The 17179-nt window shown below is 61.5% G+C and carries 14 protein-coding genes; 7 read left to right on the top strand and 7 right to left on the bottom strand.

Translation table 11 applies throughout. The features are described from left to right. The 3 genes from RMO18_RS07375 to cysQ all read right to left on the bottom strand — a co-directional run. A partial coding sequence (locus RMO18_RS07375; RefSeq protein ID WP_309664910.1) for a UTP--glucose-1-phosphate uridylyltransferase occupies positions 1-719 on the bottom strand: 719 nt, incomplete at its 3' end. A 175-nt stretch (positions 720-894) separates the two neighbouring features. Further along, on the bottom strand, positions 895-1692 hold the full coding sequence (locus RMO18_RS07370) for a manno-octulosonate cytidylyltransferase (RefSeq protein ID WP_309664909.1): 798 nt from the start codon (positions 1690-1692) through the stop codon (positions 895-897). After that, entirely contained in the window at positions 1689-2483 is a 795-nt protein-coding gene (cysQ, locus tag RMO18_RS07365; protein ID WP_309664907.1) for a 3'(2'),5'-bisphosphate nucleotidase CysQ, read from the bottom strand. Before cysQ ends, RMO18_RS07370 begins: the two co-directional genes overlap by 4 nt. Before the next feature lie 122 nt (positions 2484-2605). On the opposite strand from cysQ, the gene RMO18_RS07360 reads away from it, so the two are divergent. The 4 genes from RMO18_RS07360 to radC all read left to right on the top strand — a co-directional run bounded on the left by RMO18_RS07360 (position 2606) and on the right by radC (position 7602). Then, positions 2606-3430 carry an ABC transporter permease gene (locus RMO18_RS07360; protein ID WP_309664906.1) on the top strand — a complete coding sequence of 275 codons (825 nt, stop codon included), beginning with the start codon at positions 2606-2608 and terminating at the stop codon, positions 3428-3430. A 214-nt stretch (positions 3431-3644) separates the two neighbouring features. Then, on the top strand, positions 3645-5552 hold the full coding sequence (gene dnaK, locus RMO18_RS07355) for a molecular chaperone DnaK (RefSeq protein ID WP_309664904.1): 1908 nt from the start codon (positions 3645-3647) through the stop codon (positions 5550-5552). A gap of 74 nt (positions 5553-5626) precedes the next feature. Continuing rightward, a complete protein-coding gene (gene dnaJ / locus RMO18_RS07350; RefSeq protein ID WP_309664902.1) occupies positions 5627-6775 on the top strand; it encodes a molecular chaperone DnaJ in 1149 nt (382 codons plus the stop codon). A gap of 62 nt (positions 6776-6837) precedes the next feature. Further along, positions 6838-7602: a DNA repair protein RadC gene (gene radC, locus RMO18_RS07345; RefSeq protein WP_309664901.1), complete on the top strand. Its 765-nt coding sequence runs from the start codon at positions 6838-6840 to the stop codon at positions 7600-7602. On the opposite strand, the gene RMO18_RS07340 is transcribed toward radC, so the two are convergent. From RMO18_RS07340 to secA, 3 genes are all read right to left on the bottom strand, one after another. Next, positions 7574-9088, bottom strand: coding sequence for a phosphate ABC transporter substrate-binding/OmpA family protein (locus tag RMO18_RS07340; protein WP_309664899.1), 1515 nt, complete (start codon positions 9086-9088; stop codon positions 7574-7576). The two genes, radC and RMO18_RS07340, sit on opposite strands and share 29 nt — an antisense overlap. A gap of 18 nt (positions 9089-9106) precedes the next feature. Further along, entirely contained in the window at positions 9107-10036 is a 930-nt protein-coding gene (locus RMO18_RS07335; protein ID WP_309664897.1) for a hypothetical protein, read from the bottom strand. Positions 10037-10188: 152 nt separating this feature from the next. Then, the gene (gene secA / locus RMO18_RS07330; RefSeq protein WP_309664895.1) at positions 10189-12936 is read right to left on the bottom strand and encodes a preprotein translocase subunit SecA; all 2748 of its coding nucleotides are present in this window, start codon (positions 12934-12936) and stop codon (positions 10189-10191) included. Positions 12937-13122: 186 nt separating this feature from the next. Here secA and RMO18_RS07325 point away from each other — a divergent pair, with 186 nt between their 5' ends. The 3 genes from RMO18_RS07325 (at position 13123) to mutT (ending at position 15788) form a co-directional block, all read left to right on the top strand. Beyond that, positions 13123-13965, top strand: a complete 843-nt coding sequence (locus RMO18_RS07325) for a peptidylprolyl isomerase (protein ID WP_309664893.1) — start codon at positions 13123-13125, stop codon at positions 13963-13965. Positions 13966-13987: 22 nt separating this feature from the next. Then, positions 13988-15316, top strand: coding sequence for a bifunctional glutamate N-acetyltransferase/amino-acid acetyltransferase ArgJ (argJ, locus tag RMO18_RS07320; protein WP_309664892.1), 1329 nt, complete (start codon positions 13988-13990; stop codon positions 15314-15316). 73 nt (positions 15317-15389) lie between these two features. Continuing rightward, on the top strand, positions 15390-15788 hold the full coding sequence (gene mutT / locus RMO18_RS07315) for an 8-oxo-dGTP diphosphatase MutT (RefSeq protein ID WP_309664891.1): 399 nt from the start codon (positions 15390-15392) through the stop codon (positions 15786-15788). Between the two features lie 54 nt (positions 15789-15842). Here mutT and infB read toward each other — a convergent pair. Next, positions 15843-17179: translation initiation factor IF-2 (infB, locus tag RMO18_RS07310; protein ID WP_309664890.1), on the bottom strand; the 1337-nt coding region annotated here is incomplete at its 5' end.

Raw genomic sequence — 17179 nt, 5'->3', positions numbered from 1 at the left:
TCGGCGGCAATGGCATCGGTCAACTGAATTTCGCCTCCGACGCCTTGCTTCATGCGGTTCAGGTTCGTCAGAATCTTCGGCGTCAGAATATAGCGGCCGATCACTGCCAGGTTGGAAGGCGCATCCTTTGCCTTAGGTTTTTCCACCATCCCTTGAACCTTGACGATCGCGCCCATTTCCTTCGACACATCCAGAACGCCATAACTGGAAATCTTCCCTGGCGGCACTTGCATCGCGGCAACCATGCAGCCGCCGGTTTCCTGATAGGCTTCGACCATTTGCAACAGGCAGGGGCGCTCCCCCGCAATCACGTCGTCGGGCAAAAGCACCGCGAAGGGTTCATTGCCGATCAGGCGCCGCGCGCACCACACCGCATGGCCAAGCCCCATTGGCCGGTTTTGCCGCACATAGGCAATCGCGCCGCTGTCCATATTGGTGTCTTTCAACACCTCCAGAAGATCGTCCTTGCCAGATTTTCTAAGCGCGCTTTCCAATTCCGGCGAATGGTCGAAGTAGTCCTCCAGCGCCGATTTCCCGCGCGACGTGACAAAGATGAATTCCTTGATCCCTGCCGCGCGCGCCTCATCGATGGCGTATTGAATCAACGGTCGGTCAACCAGCGTCATGATCTCTTTCGGGATCGACTTGGTGGCCGGCAAAAAACGCGTGCCCAAGCCCGCTACCGGGAACACCGCCTTGGTGACTTTCTTGATCTTCATCGCCGTTCAACCACCCCAAACATCACTTTTCTCTGCGCGCCAACTCGAAAGCCAGTCGCTGTGGAGGGCCCCGAACCAATCAACTGAGGAGCGTTTTTACAACTTTGCACCCGTTCGGCAAATGATGCACGGGGAAACTTTCGCATGTGTTAACCTAAATCTGGGAAATGGTGGATTAAGACACACTGCCCATCGTTGCCATCATTTGCTCGATCACCGGTACGTCAGAGGGGTTGTTCAACTCCCAGAACTGGCGCCCACGCGCACTTACCTCGACGCAAAGCACCTGACGGCCCTGTTCAAGAAAGCGCAGCTGTTCAAGACCCTCCAGTGTCTCAAGCGGGCCAGCGGGCCATGTCGGATAGGCCCGCAGCCCGGCGGGGCGATAGGCGTAAACGCCGACATGGTGAAAAACCGGTGTGGGTTCATCCTCGTCGAACGTCTTTCCGGTAAACGGAATCACCTCCTTGGAAAAGTATAGTGCCCGCCCGCCTGCGCCAAAAACCGCCGTGGTGCCCCCAACCCTGCCCGCACGCCGGTCTGCCAGCAGCCCCGACAACGCCCGCCCGTCACAGCGCAGCACGGGAGTGGCAATGTCGGCATCCGGGCTGGCGCGCAAGCCCTTGACCAGGTCCTCGACAAACCAGGCCGGGGTCAGCGGTGCATCGCCCTGCAGATTGACCACAATCTCGTAGCCCGGCAGCTTGCGCGCCACTTCGGCGCAGCGTTCGGTGCCGTTCTGGCAAGACACCGAGGTCATCACCACCTCCGCCCCAAATGCTGTGGCATGGTCGGCAATTCGGCTGTCGTCAGTGGCGACGACAACCCGGTCAATTCCGGCCGCGGACTGTGCTGCTTCCCAGCTGCGCTGGATCAGGGTCTTTTCTCCGTCCGGGCCGCGCAGCATGACCAGAGGTTTTCCGGGATAACGGGTGCTGGCATAGCGCGCCGGTATGGCGATCAGAACGCTCATGCCTGCAACTCCACCCCTGGCGCGTGGGCAATGAAGAACGGGTTCTCCCAACCGGGCTTGCCATAGACCAGCGCCGCATGATCATCAAAACGCACCACATGCCCGCCCGCACCGCGCAGCACGGCATCCCCGGCGGCTGTATCCCATTCCATCGTGCGGCCAAGCCGCGGGTAAAGATCGGCCTCGCCGGTCGCAACCAGACAGAATTTCAGACTGCTGCCCGCGCTTTTCATGTCGGCCACGGCATATTTTGAGATGTAGGCATCAGTCGCCGCATCACGGTGCGATTTCGACGCAACCACCCGCAGCATCGCGTTGTCGGGTGACGCCACGTTCAGCTTGCGCATCATGCCGGGGGCGTCTTTTTCCAAAGCGCCGGTTTCCTCCACCGCCTGCCCGTCAGCCAGCGTATAGAACAGCCGTCCCTGCGCCGGGGCATAAACCACACCTCGCACCGGCACCCCGTTTTCCACATAGGCAATGTTGACGGTGAAATCGCCGCGCCGCTTGACGAATTCCTTGGTGCCGTCCAGCGGATCGACGATCAGAAATGTCCGCGCTTGCAGGGCATGGCTCGCGGCTTGTTCTTCGGTGATCAGAACCACATCGGGAAATGCCGCGCGCAACCCCGCCGAGATCAGCGCATCCGCCGCCTCATCGGCCTCTGTCACCGGGCTGGCATCGCTTTTGGCCTTCACCTCGAATTCAGGGCCGTTATAGACGTCCATGATCCGGTCGCCCGCTTCCAGCGCCAGCCGCCGTATCACCGACACAAGCAGTTCATAATCCATCACTTCTCCTGGCGCCAAGTCGGTGGCGATTGAAAAACCGGTTGGCCGCCCTTATGCTGCGTCGCTAACGGAACGGCAAGATTTTCAGGCCTATAGCTGCCAGACAAGACAAGGGATGTCAGATGTTCCGAACGCAATCTCGAAAACCTTCCGGCATCCGAAACGGGTTCGAGATCCTGGAACTGATCTTTCACGTCGCCATCCGCAATCTGCGCAAATCCCACGGCAATGCCGTGATCGGCATGCTGATGTCTATCGTTCAGGCGCTGTTGATGGTCATCATCATGTACATCATTATGAACCTATTTGGCATGCGCAAAATCGCCATTCGCGGGGACTTTCTGCTTTACGTGATGTCCGGGGTCTTCATGTTCATGACCCATATAAAGGCGATCGGCGCGGTTTCGGGTGCCGACGGCCCAACCTCCCCCATGATGATGCACGCACCGATGAACCCGATCATCTCTATCGCCGGCGCGGCGCTGTCCTCGCTGTATCAGCAGACCCTTTCTGCCGGCGTGATCTTGCTGTTCTACCACACGATGTTCATGCCGATCACCATCCATGACCCTGTCGGCATGATGGCGATGTTTCTGTTGTCATGGTTCGCGGGTATCGGGATCGGCATGATCTTTCTTGCGGCCAAGCCGTGGCAGCCTGAGCTGGTGATCATTCTGACGACCATCTATCAACGTGCCAACATGATCGCTTCGGGCAAGATGGTTGCCGCCAACACCACCACCCAGTCGACCCGAGATCTGTTTGATTGGAACCCGCTGTTTCACACCATCGATCAGGGTCGCGGCTTTATTTTTCTGAATTACGGGCCGCGCTACACCTCCATCGAATATCCGGTCTACGTTGCGCTGACCTGCATGATGATCGGCCTGATGGCCGAATTCTTCACCCGGCAATACGCGTCAGCCAGCTGGGGCAAGGGTCGCTGATCCCTGTGATGGCGTATTCGCAGCTTTCGAACCGACTTCTTCCAGAATTCAGGCCATTCTCGGTCCACGGACCGTTGCAGGCTCAGTCACGCCTGCCTATATACGGCCAGCAAAGGGACAGTTCGTCTGATCTGTCCATCTCCACGCCGCGGCCGGGATGCCGAAGACCAAGGGTCCCAGCCAGGATCATCGCCTGAAGAAAAGGGATACACACATGGCCAAAGTCATCGGTATTGACCTCGGAACCACCAACTCCTGCGTCGCCATCATGGATGGCGCGCAACCCCGCGTCATCGAGAACTCGGAAGGCGCACGCACCACGCCGTCAATCGTCGGCTTCACGGAATCCGAGCGTCTGGTCGGACAGGCCGCCAAGCGGCAGGCTGTCACCAACGCTTCCAACACCATCTTCGCGGTCAAGCGCCTGATTGGCCGCCGCTTTGACGATCCGGTGATCGTCAAAGATCAGAAGAACATGCCCTACAAGATCGTCAACGGCGGCAACGGCGACGCCTGGGTCGAAGTGCGCGGCGAAAAGTATTCGCCCAGCCAGGTTTCCGCATTCATCCTGCAAAAGATGAAGGAAACCGCCGAAAGCTACCTTGGCGAAACCGTCACCCAGGCCGTCATCACGGTGCCCGCCTACTTCAACGACGCCCAGCGTCAAGCCACCAAGGACGCAGGCAAGATCGCCGGTCTTGAGGTGCTGCGGATCATCAACGAACCGACGGCGGCCGCACTGGCCTACGGCCTCGACAAGAAAGAGACCAAGACGATCGCGGTCTATGACCTTGGCGGCGGTACCTTCGACATCACCATCCTGGAAATCGACGACGGGTTGTTCGAGGTGAAATCCACCAACGGCGACACCTTCCTTGGCGGCGAAGACTTCGACATGCGCATCGTCAACTATCTGGCGGATGAGTTCAAAAAGGAACACGGCGTCGATCTCAGCAACGACAAGATGGCGCTACAGCGTCTGAAGGAAGCGGCCGAAAAGGCCAAGATCGAACTGTCCTCCTCCAGCCAGACCGAGATCAACCAGCCATTCATCAGCATGGACCGTAACACCGGCCAGCCGCTACATATGGTGATGAAGCTGACCCGCGCCAAGCTGGAAAACCTGGTCGAAGACCTGATCAAACGGTCGATCAAACCCTGCCAGGCCGCGCTGAAAGATGCCGGTCTGTCCAAGGATGACATCGACGAAGTGGTTCTGGTCGGCGGCATGACCCGGATGCCCCGCGTCCTTGAAGAAGTGACCAAATACTTCGGCAAGGAACCCCACAAGGGCGTGAACCCGGACGAAGTCGTTGCCCTCGGTGCCGCCATTCAGGCCGGCGTTCTGCAAGGTGACGTCAAGGATGTGGTGTTGCTCGACGTGACGCCGCTCAGCCTCGGCATCGAAACCCTTGGCGGCGTGTTCACCCGCCTGATCGACCGCAACACCACGATCCCGACCAAGAAAAGCCAGGTCTTCTCCACCGCCGAAGACAACCAGAACGCCGTGACCATCCGCTGCTTCCAGGGCGAACGTGAAATGGCCGCCGACAACAAGATGCTCGGCCAGTTCAACCTGGAACAGATCCCGCCCGCCCCGCGCGGTGTGCCCCAGATCGAGGTGACCTTCGACATCGATGCCAACGGCATCGTGTCGGTGAAAGCCAAGGACAAGGGCACCAACAAGGAACAGGCGATCACGATCCAGGCCTCCGGCGGCTTGTCGGACGAAGAGATCGACAAGATGGTCAAGGACGCCGAAGCCAACGCCGAGGCCGACAAGGAACGCCGCGAGCTGGTGGAAACCCGCAATCAGGGCGAAAGCCTGCTGCACTCTACCAAAAAATCCTTGGCTGACCATGGCGACAAGGTCGATCCGTCGACTGTCGAAGCCATCGAGTTTGCCATGGTTCCGCTGGAAGAGGCACTCAAGGCCGAGGATACCGGCAAGATCCGCTCGGCCATCCAGAACCTGACCGAAGCGGCGATGAAGCTTGGCGAAGCGATCTACAAGTCCAGCCAATCCGAAGGCGGCAGCAGCGATGACGAACCGCGTCCGGTGGACGATGACGATATCGTCGATGCTGACTTCGAAGATCTGGGCAACAACAAGCGGAAGTGACGCCGCAAGAACCGGCTCGGGGGGCGGTCTGGCGACAGACCGCCCCTTCCCGGTTATGAGCAGGGGGTTTTGCCGTGGCAAAACGCGATTTCTATGACGTGCTCGGCGCCACAAAAGGGGCTTCGGCGGAGGAGCTGAAGAAAGCCTATCGCAAGAAGGCGAAAGAGCTTCATCCCGACAGCAACGCCGACAATCCCAATGCCGAGGCCCAGTTCAAGGATTTGAACGAGGCTTACGAAGTTCTGAAAGACCCAGACCGCAAGGCCGCATACGACCGCTATGGTCACGCAGCCTTCGAAGGTGGCATGGGCGGCGGGCCGCGCACCAATGCGGGCTACGGGCAGGGCGATTTCGCCTCGGCCTTCTCGGACGTGTTCGAAGACCTGTTTGGCGATTTCATGGGTGGCCGTGGCGGCAGTGGCGGCCGCTCGCGCGCGCAACGTGGCTCCGACCTGCGCTACAATCTCCGCGTCTCGCTGGAAGAGGCTTACGCGGGTGTCCAGAAAACCATCGCGGTGCCGACTTCGGTGCAATGCGAGGTCTGCCACGGGTCCGGGGCCGAAGGTGGCGCCGAACCTGTCACCTGCCCGACCTGCTCCGGCATGGGCAAGGTCCGCGCGCAGCAGGGTTTCTTCACCGTCGAACGGACCTGCCCGCAGTGCAACGGCATGGGCCAGATCATCAAGAACCCGTGCCGGACCTGCGGTGGTCAGGGCCGGGTAGAAAAAGAACGCTCGCTATCCGTCAACATCCCGCAAGGGGTTGAAACCGGCACGCGCATCCGCCTTGCCGGTGAAGGCGAGGCCGGTCTGCGCGGCGGCCCGAACGGCGATCTCTACATCTTCATCGAGGTGAAGGACCACGCCCTGTTCCAGCGCGACACCATCCACCTGTTCTGCCGGGTGCCAATCTCGATGCCCTCCGCCGCCTTGGGTGGGGAGGTTGAGGTGCCCACCATCGACGGCGGCAAAGCCCGGGTAAAGGTGCCCGCAGGCTCGCAAACCGGCAAGCAGATGCGGCTGCGCTCCAAGGGCATGCCAGCCCTGCGCGGCGCCGGTCTGGGCGACATGGTGATCGAGTTGGCCGTCGAGACCCCGGTCAACCTGACCGCCCGCCAACGCGAGCTGCTGCGCGAGTTTGAAAAGCTGTCTGAGGAAAACAACCCCGAAGGCTCTTCGTTCTTTTCCAAGGTCAAGGGCTTCTGGGATGGGATGAAAGGCTGACCGCGCAAACGGTAGCGGCAGTCATTAACCCTTTCTTCACCAAGCGGCGCGAAGCTGGCGCCATGTCCCGCGCGTTGCAAGAACCTGCCCTGCCCCTGTTCGCCCCCGCCGGGGACGAGGATGAGGCTAACGGCGCTGCGCTGCCTGGCCGCCTGCCGTCTTACATCGCCGATCACCGCAAACGCTTGCGAGACAGGTTCATCGACGGTGGCGCACAGGCGATGCCGGATTACGAGATGCTGGAACTTGTCCTGTTTCGCGCCATACCCCGTCAGGATGTGAAACCCCTGGCCCGCCTGCTGCTGGACAGCTTTGGTGATTTCAACCGGGTGATCACCGCCAGCCCCGCGCGGCTGTTGACGGTGAAGGGCGTTGGCGAAGCCGTTGTTCTGGAACTGAAAATCGTCGAGGCGGCGGCCCAGCGGATGATGCGCGCCCGCATCATGCACCGCCCCGTCTTGTCGTCATGGGATGCGCTGTTAGACCATTGCCACACCACCATGGCGCACCGTGAAACCGAACAGTTCCGCATCCTGTTCCTTGACCGCAAGAATGTTCTCATCGCCGATGAAGAACAGGCCCGCGGCACCGTCGACCACGTTCCCGTCTACCCGCGCGAGGTTGTGAAGCGCGCGCTGGAACTGAACGCCTCGGCGATCATCCTGGTGCATAACCACCCCTCGGGCGACCCCACGCCGTCTGATGCTGATCTTGCGATGACGCATCAGATCAACGAGGCGTGCCAGGCCCTCGGCCTGACCCTGCATGATCACCTGATCATCGGCAAATCGCGCGAGCTCAGTTTTCGCTCGGCGGGGTATCTGTAAACCGCGGCACCAGCCACAACTCCACCCGCCGGTTCAGGTGACGCCCCGCCGGCGTTTCGTCGCAGGCCATCGGCAATGCCTCGCCAAACCCCTCGACGCGGGGTAAGGCAGCGGCCACCAGATCCGGCGCCACCACCGACAGTTCCTGCGCCACCCGTGCCGCCCGCTCGATCGACAGCGCCAGATTGGCATCCGCTGCCCCAGACCCGTCTGAAAACCCGGCCAACACCATCTCTTCGTTACGGAATTGCCCCGAAGCGATCAGCCGCGCCAGATCGGCCAGATTGTCCTGTGACTGCGCATCCAGCGTCGACGACCCATCCTCAAACCGGAACGTCAGCGACAGCCGGTCCGCACCGTCCATCAGGTTCACCAGCCGCTTCAGATCGGCCAGCGTGATATCGTCCCCCGCACCCTGAATCGCGTTGATCAGCCGCAAGCCATCTGCCGTCATCGGCTGGCGCGACGCGGATCTGTCAACATATCCGGCCTGCGCCACCACGGCTTGCGCTGCCGGGGTGGCCAGAAACTCCAGAAACTCCCGCGCCATCAGCGGCAGCCTGCGCGGCGGCGTCAGCAGAAAGATCGGCAGCGCCAGCGGGTAATCCTCGGCCTTCACCGCCAAGGCCGATGGCAACAGCGGAAACCCACAACTGTCGGTCAGCGGCAGCACCCGCGCGGCACCCACCCCGGCCCGCCCGGTGATGGCAAGGGCCCAGGGGTCCTTGGCAACCGCATCGGCCATCGATGCCAGATCCGGGTGCAGCACGTCCGCCACGATCCCGCTGCCCAGGCGGTCTGAAAGCGCGCGTTGCAAATCGGTATCGGGGCGCAGCGCATGCAGCACGATCGGCATGTCTGGCCCACCGACCACGGCCCAGTTCTTCACCTCGCCCGACAGCACTTGCGCCAGTTCCGCGGTAGAGATTTCCGGCGTCGGATTGTCTGGCGCCACCACCGGCACCAGGGCGTCAAACGCCAGCGCACGGGTACCAAACGGTTTCTCCGGCCGTGCCGCCACCACCAATTCCGCCCGACCCGAAGCCAGGGCTTCGGCAGAGACATCAGGTGCTTCTGGCACAAAACTGATTTCGGCCAATACTTTGTCAGTTTCAGGATCAAGGATCAGCGCGGCAAACTCCGGCCCATCCTGAAGCTGAAACACCAGACCCCGCTTCACCGCAAAGGCGCGGAACAATCCCGGCAGCAGCGCCTTGCCTGCATCCGGCGCACCCGTCAGCCGGATCACGGCCTTTGGCGCGATCAGGTCGGGGCAAGCCGGGCCTTCGCAAATCACGCCCTGCCCATCGACGGTCAGCATGCCATAAGAGGTCTGTATGCGGTAAAACTCGCCGTCAAACCCTTGCAACGAACCGGTCAGAACGATGCCACCCTCACGGGCGACAAGGGTCACATCCTGCGCCGCGGCAGTCCATGTAATAAGAAACGCGGCGAAAACCGCCGCGCATCCTGCCTTCAAACCCATCTGCTTCCCGCCTGACCCTCAGTTTGCAGCGGCGATCTTCATGTGAGGCGCAAGATTCTTCAACACCAGAATGTCGCCCTCCGCACCGCATTGCGGAATAGGAACAGTCAGGGGCGAAATCGTTACAATTCCACCGTCGGCAAAGATGGATTCTGCGAACACATCCTGACCGCAGACTTCCGGGGTGATACTTACTTCGACCAACAGCTCAAGGTCGCTGACCGGCGTGGTCGGATAGGTGTAAATCTCGGCGAACATCGGTTCCTCAACCGACCGATCTCCCAGAGCAATGACCTTCTTGCCGCCACGATCATCCGTGGCGTTGCCCGAAGCTACGAAGATCCGTGAATCCTCGTTGATGCGCAGGCCAAAGACATCATCATTGGTCCACTGCAGGCCAAATCTGCGGACCGCCGCCATGTCGGGCACAGCAACCGAACCTATCACCACCTCGGACGCCGCAAGATACACGGTGACGACGCCATCCGCTTCCAGCGCCGGCAGGCGCAGCATCAGCGCGCCCTCGACCGACGTGCGCGCGGTGAAGTTCAGTCCCGCATGGCGCAGGACCACACGCTCGCCCCGGTTACAAGGTGCCGACAAGCCGACAACAATCATCGCGTCCGGCTCGGCGATCAGCGACAGGTTGGCCTTGCAGTCCAGCCCGTCCCGCTCTGGCATCGGCGCAGCAATAGACGTCAGATCCGTTACGTCCACCAACCCGATTGCCGCGGTACCGCCGCTGGTCAACGATGCCGATGCCGGCAACATTGCCGGAGCAGACGAGGTGTTTTCCGACAGGGTGATTTCTGGTTCCGTAGTGACAGAGTTGAGAGACGCCGTCGCACCACCGTGCCGCATGGTCTGCACCAGATGGCCAGCGGCCAAGGCCACTGCCAATACCGCTCCAGCCCGCAGAAACCGACGCTTTACGTACATCTCACCCACCAGAAAAGAATCGCGCTCTGGTTGACTAGTGGTGAATGCAGGCGAACAGATGGCTATTTCGGGGAATGTTTCCAGCGAAGAACCGCCGAGTCCCGAAAGTGGCCGGAAAATGGCTTCTTTTTGCCCTTTTCCGGCCTCATTTCAGCAAGCTGTCAGGCAAGACGGCCGTGGCAATGCTTGAACTTTTCGCCCGATCCGCATGGGCAAAGGTCGTTTCGCGCCGGGTTGCCCCAAGTGGTTGGGTCCGTGTCGACGAACCCGGCGACCAGTGGCACCCGCTCCTCCGCTCCGGCCATCGCGGGAGCGGCAACTTTCACAGCAGGCTTTTCAGCAGGCTTTGTCACCGCGACGGCAGGCTGCTCGGCGGGCTGTTGTTGCGCAAGCATCTGGCGCATCATGGTTTCCTGTTCGTCCTTCGTTAGCGGACGGATGCGCGACAATTGCTCAGTCACCTGCTGACGCAGGGAGTTCAGCAGAATCTCGAACAATTGGAAGCTCTCGGTCTTGTACTCGTTCAGCGGGTCGCGTTGCGCATAGCCGCGAAAGCCCACGACCGACCGCAGATGTTCCAGCCTTAGCAGATGGTCACGCCACTTGCCGTCGATGGCCTGCAGCAGAACCTGCTTTTCGATGTTCTCCATCGTCGCCTGACCGAAGGCAGCGGTCTTTTCTTCCATCATCTTGTCAGACGCTTCGGCGATCCGCTCACGAATACCGTCTTGGTCAACACCTTCTTCCGCAGCCCAACTGGCAACCGGAAGATCCATGCTCAACTTTTCGCGCACGCCCGCCGCCAGACCTGCCGCATCCCATTGATCTGGGTAGGATTTCGGCGGCATGTGCAGATCGACCAGATCGTCGATCACCTGATGGCGCATATCCATCGCAATTTCCGACACGTCCTCGGCCTGCATGATCTCCAGCCGCTGGCTGAAGATCGCCTTGCGCTGATCGTTCATCACGTCATCGAACTTCAGCAATTGCTTGCGGATGTCGAAGTTGCGGCCTTCCACCTTGGCCTGCGCCTTTTCCAGCGATTTGTTCACCCACGGGTGCACGATCGCTTCGCCTTCTTTCATGCCCAGCGTCGACAGAACCTTGTCCAGCCGTTCCGACCCGAAGATCCGCATCAGATCGTCCTCCAGGCTCAGGAAGAACGACGACCGGCCAGGGTCACCCTGCCGCCCGGACCGCCCGCGCAGCTGGTTGTCAATCCGGCGGCTTTCATGCCGTTCGGTGGCCAGCACGAACAGGCCGCCCGCCCCAATCACCTTGGCCTTCTCGTCGGCATGTTCCGCCTCGATCCGCGCGCGCACTTCATCCGGGTGCAGGCCGGGATCGGCGGCAATCGCCTCCAGCACGTTCATCTCGACGTTGCCGCCAAGCTGGATGTCAGTGCCGCGACCCGCCATGTTGGTGGCAATCGTCACCGCGCCGAACTTGCCCGCGTCGGCCACGATCTTGGCCTCCTGCTCATGCTGGCGGGCGTTCAGCACGTTGTGCGGAATGCCTTCCTTGGTCAACAGCTCGGACAATTGCTCCGACTTCTCGATCGAGGTGGTGCCCACCAGAATCGGCTGGCCGTTCGCGTTGGCCTCTTTGATCGACTTTACCACACCCTCGAACTTCTCGCGGGCGGTGCGGTAGACCTGATCATGTTCGTCGGTGCGCTGGACCGGTCGGTTTGTCGGCACTTCCACCACGCCCAGCCCGTAGATCTGCGCGAATTCCTCGGCCTCGGTCGATGCGGTACCGGTCATCCCAGCCAGCTTTTCATACAGGCGGAAATAGTTCTGGAAGGTCACGCTGGCCAGCGTCACGTTCTCCGGCTTGATCTGCACATGTTCCTTGGCCTCGATCGCCTGATGCAGCCCTTCGGAAAGCCTGCGTCCGCGCATCATCCGCCCGGTGAACTCGTCGATCAGCATCACCTCACCGTCGCGCACGATGTACTGCTGGTCCTTGTGGAACAGCTTGTGCGCCCGAAGCGCCTGGTTGACGTGGTGCACGATCGTGGTGCTTTCCGGGTCATACAGGCTCTGGTCCGCCGGCAGAATGCCAGCCCCCTTCAGCAGGCCCTCCAGCACGTCATTGCCGTCGTCGGTGAACGTCACGTTGCGGGTCTTTTCATCGACCTTGTAATGCTCATCCGTCAGGCTGGGGATCAGCGCATCAACCTTCTGGTACAGATCGCTGCGGTCCTGACTTGGCCCCGAGATGATCAGCGGCGTCCGCGCCTCATCGATCAGGATCGAGTCCACCTCGTCGACAATGGCGTAGAAATGCCCGCGCTGGGCCATTTCCTCGATCGTCGATTTCATGTTGTCGCGCAGGTAGTCAAAGCCCAACTCGTTGTTGGTGGCATAAGTGATGTCGGCGCGGTACGCCTCGCGCTTTTCCGCATCGTCCTGAAACGGCACCACAACGCCGGTGGTCAGGCCCAGCGCGCTATAGATCTTGCCCATCCAGGCTGCGTCGCGCTTCACCAGATAGTCGTTCACCGTCACGACATGCACGCCCTTGCCCGCCAGCGCGTTCAAGTATGCGGGCAGCGTGGCCACAAGGGTCTTGCCCTCGCCGGTCTTCATTTCAGATATATTGCCCTGATGCAGGAAAATCCCGCCCTTCAACTGCACATCGAACGGCCGCAGGCCCAGCGCACGCCGCGCTGCCTCGCGGCAATTGGCAAACGCTTCCGGCAACAGGTCATCCAGACTTTCGCCGCCCTCTTGCACCCGCTTTTGAAATTCCCGCGTCTTGGCGATGATGCCTTCATCGCTCAGCGCCATGTATTCCGGCTCCAACGCGTTGATCTGTGCCACCAACGGACGGACCGACTTCACCTTGCGGTCATTCGCCGTTCCGAACATCTTCCGCGCAAGCGCACCTAGACCCAGCATGTTTTCTCCGTCGGACAATTTGACATCATCGTGTGAGGCTGAAGACTTGCCCGCCCTCACCGCCTTCCATAGAAGAGCCAAGAAGAACGCCGGTCGGCTCCGTCTCACGCGACTGTCGCGATGTAAGGGCGAACCCCGGTATAGTCAACGTCGCGCGGTCGTGCGACCCGATCAGGAGTTGGTGAAATGACGAAAAAGACAGGTTTCTGGCTGGGTGCCGCGCTCATCGTGGCGCTGGCTGGCCCGGTTGCCGCCGAAGGCGAGACTGCCGCCACCGTTGTGGCCACGGTGAACGGCGTCGACATTACGCTCGGTCACATGATTGCGCTGAAGGAAACCCTGCCACAGGAATACCAGTCCCTGCCGGACGACGTGCTGTTCAAGGGCATTCTTGATCAACTGGTCCAGCAAGAGGCGCTGTCGCAATCAGTAACTGAACTTTCGGTCCGCGATAATGCCAACATTGCCAACGACCGTCGCGGCTATGTGTCCGGCGTGGCACTGCAAGACGTCGTGCAGACCGCCGTCACCGATGAAGCGCTGCAGGCGGCCTACGATGCCCGCTTCAAGGCAGCCCCCGCGATGACCGAATACAACGCGGCCCACATCCTGGTGGACAGCGAAGAAAAGGCCAACGAACTGAAGACCCAGCTTGCCGGTGGCGCAGATTTCGCGGAACTCGCCAAGGCCAATTCCACCGATACCGGTTCGGGTGCCAACGGCGGCGATCTGGGGTGGTTCGGCCTTGGCATGATGGTCAAGCCGTTCGAAGATGCGGTTGTCGCCGCCAAGGTGGGTGAAGTGGCAGGTCCGGTAAAAAGCGATTTCGGCTTTCACCTGATCCTCGTCAAGGAAACCCGCGTCGCCGCAAACCCCGCTCTGGACGACATGCGCGATGACCTCGCCGCTGAACTTGAGAACAAGGCCATCGAGGCAAAGGTCAAGGAACTGACCGATGCCGCCACAATCACCCGCCCCGGTGAAACGATTGATCCGACGATCCTGAAGAACACCGCGCTGATCGACTGACCCCAACCAAGGAGAGACGGGAATGGCCAAATCCGACTGGAAAGCCGAAGCCAAGGACCTGAAGAAAAAGCTGCGCAAGCTGAAAGAAGCCTTGGTTGAACCCGTTCTGGCCAAGAAAGCCAAACCCGTCTCGCCTCTCGCGCCCGCCGCCTTTCCACAACTGCCCGCCATCGCAGGGGTTTCCTTTGCGGCCGTAGAGGCGGGCGTGCGCTACCAGAACCGCCGCGACGTGATGCTGGTGCACCTCGCCCCCGGCACCACGATGGCGGGCGTCTTCACCCGCTCCACCACCCGTTCGGCCTGCGTGCGCGATTGTCAGGCCAAGCTGGCGATGAAGGTGCCTGCCGGGGCCGGGGCGGCAATCATCGTGAACTCCGGCAATTCCAACGCCTTCACCGGCCTTGTGGGCGACGAGGCTGTGGCCGCCGTCACCACCGCCGTCGCCACCGCGCTGACCCTGCCCGCCAGCCGCGTCTTCTCCTCCTCCACCGGGGTCATTGGCGAACCGTTGCCGCACGACCGCATCACCGCAAAGGTCGCGGATCTGGCCTCCGCCCTGCGCGAAGACGCGATCGAAATGGCCGCCCACGCAATGATGACAACCGACACCTTCCCCAAAGGTGCCTCCGCCACGGTGCAGGGCGACGGCGGCCTGATCCACATTGCCGGCATCGCGAAAGGCTCCGGCATGATCGCGCCGGATATGGCAACGATGCTGGTCTACCTGTTCACCGACGCGAAAATCCCCGCAGCCACCCTGCAAAAGATGCTCGCCCGCCACGTCGATGCCACCTTCAACTCCATCACCGTCGACAGCGACACCTCCACCTCCGACACGCTCCTCCTTGCAGCCACCGGCCAATCCACCGCCGCCGAGGTGAAAGGCCCCGTCGCCAAAGCATTCGAGGCGGCCCTGCACGGCGTGATGCGGGATCTTGCCCTGCAAGTCGTGCGCGACGGCGAAGGTGCCACCAAACTGGTCGAGGTGCGCGTCACCGGGGCCACCAGCCATGCCGATGCCGCGAAAGTGGCCTTCGCCATCGCCAACTCCCCCCTGGTGAAAACCGCCATCGCGGGCCAGGATCCGAACTGGGGCCGCATCGTCGCCGCCATCGGCAAATCCGGCGCCGAGGCTGACCGCGACAAGCTGTCCATCCGCTTCGGCGACATCCTCGTCGCCGCCAAAGGCTGGCGCAGCCCCGACTACCGCGAGGAAGACGGCGCCACATACATGCTGCAACCCGAGCTTGTCATCGCCGTCGACCTTGGCCTCGGCACCGGAAAACGCTCCGTCTGGACCTGCGACCTTACCTCTCGCTACATCGAGATCAACGCCGACTACCGCTCCTGATTTCCTCTTCCCCAAATATCCCACGGGGGTCCGGGGGTGTGAAACCCCCGGCGCGCCCCGCAAAGGCAACGAGATGAAAACCGTGCTCGTCTCTGCCGTCGCGCTGATCGACCCCGACGGCCGCGTCCTCCTCGCCCAGCGCCCGGAGGGCAAGTCGATGGCCGGCTTGTGGGAATTTCCCGGCGGCAAGGTCGAACCCGGTGAAACGCCCGAAGCCGCCCTGATCCGCGAACTGCACGAAGAGCTTGGCATCGACACGTGGCAAAGCTGCCTCGCGCCGCTGACCTTCGCCAGCCACAGCTACCCCGATTTCCACCTGCTGATGCCGCTGTTCGCCTGCCGCAAATGGGATGGGATCGCGCATGGCCGTGAAGGCCAGACCCTCGCCTGGGTGAAGCCCACTGCGTTGCGCGACTACCCGATGCCGCCCGCCGACCTGCCCTTGATCCCGATCCTGCGCGACTGGCTGTAACCAACAAAAAAGGCCGGGCGCTGTGCCCGGCCTTTTCCATCAATTCGCACCCGCTCACGCCAGCGTGCGCTGCACTTCCTCGCGCTCGAAGATCTCGATGACATCGCCTTGGCGAATGTCGTCGTACCGCTCGAACGCCATGCCGCATTCCTGGCCCGACTGCACTTCCTTCACTTCGTCCTTGAAGCGTTTCAGCGTCTTCAGCGTGCCCTCGTGGATCACCACACTATCGCGCAGCAACCGCACGCCCGCAGACCGGCGCGCCACACCTTCGGTCACAAGGCAACCCGCCACTTGGCCGATTCCGGTAACCTTGAACACTTCCTTGATCGTCGCATAACCGATGAAGGTTTCGCGCACTTCGGCCTTCAACAGGCCCGAGGCAGCGGCTTTGATATCATCCACCAGATCATAGATGATCGAGTAATAGCGAATCTCGACCCCCTTTTGATGCGCCGACTGCCGCGCGCTGGCATTGGCCCGCACGTTGAAGCCGATGATCGGCGCGCCGCTGGCCTCGGCCAGCCCCACATCGGTATCGGTGATAGCACCCACGCCCGAATGCAGCACGCGCACGCGCACCTCGTCGTTGCCGATCTTTTCCATTGCCTGAACAATGGCTTCGGCCGACCCCTGCACATCCGCCTTCACCAGAATTGGCAGCTCCGACACCGACTGGTCGGCCTTGGCTTTCGCCATCAGCTGTTCCAGCGTCGTTGCAGCCCCGGCAGCAGCGCGTTTGTCCTTGGCGGCTTTCTCGCGGTAGGTCGCAATCTCGCGCGCCTGCGCTTCGGTTTCCACCACGTCCAGCGTATCGCCGGCATGCGGCGTGCCGTTCAGACCCAGCACCTCGACCGGAACCGAAGGCCCGGCCTCATCCACGCGCTCGCCCTTGTCGTTGATCAGCATGCGGACCTTGCCCCACTGCTCGCCCACGACAAAGATGTCGCCGCGCCGCAGGGTGCCGTTGCGCACCAGAACCGTTGCCACCGGGCCACGGCCCACATCCAGCTTGGCTTCGATCACCGCGCCAGAGGCCGCACGCTTCGGGTTGGCCCGCAGTTCCAGAATTTCCGCCTGCAGCGCGATGGCTTCCAGCAGCTGATCCAGACCCTTGCCGGTCTTGGCCGACACTTCCACGTCCTGCACATCACCCGACATGGCTTCGACCACCACCTCGTGCTGCAACAGGCCGGTCCGCACCTTCTGCGGATCGGCGCCGTGCTTGTCGATCTTGTTGATCGCCACGATCATCGGCACTTTCGCCGCTTTCGCATGCGCAAGTGCCTCAATCGTCTGCGGCATCACCGCGTCGTCAGCCGCCACCACCAGCACCACAATATCGGTGACATTCGCACCGCGTGACCGCATCGACGTAAAGGCCGCGTGGC

It is taken from the genome of Tabrizicola sp. (assembly GCF_031377265.1).
GTDB lineage: Bacteria > Pseudomonadota > Alphaproteobacteria > Rhodobacterales > Rhodobacteraceae > JAUYQR01.
Note: the sequence above shows the minus strand (reverse complement) of the source record. Positions and strands in the feature narration are given on the sequence as shown.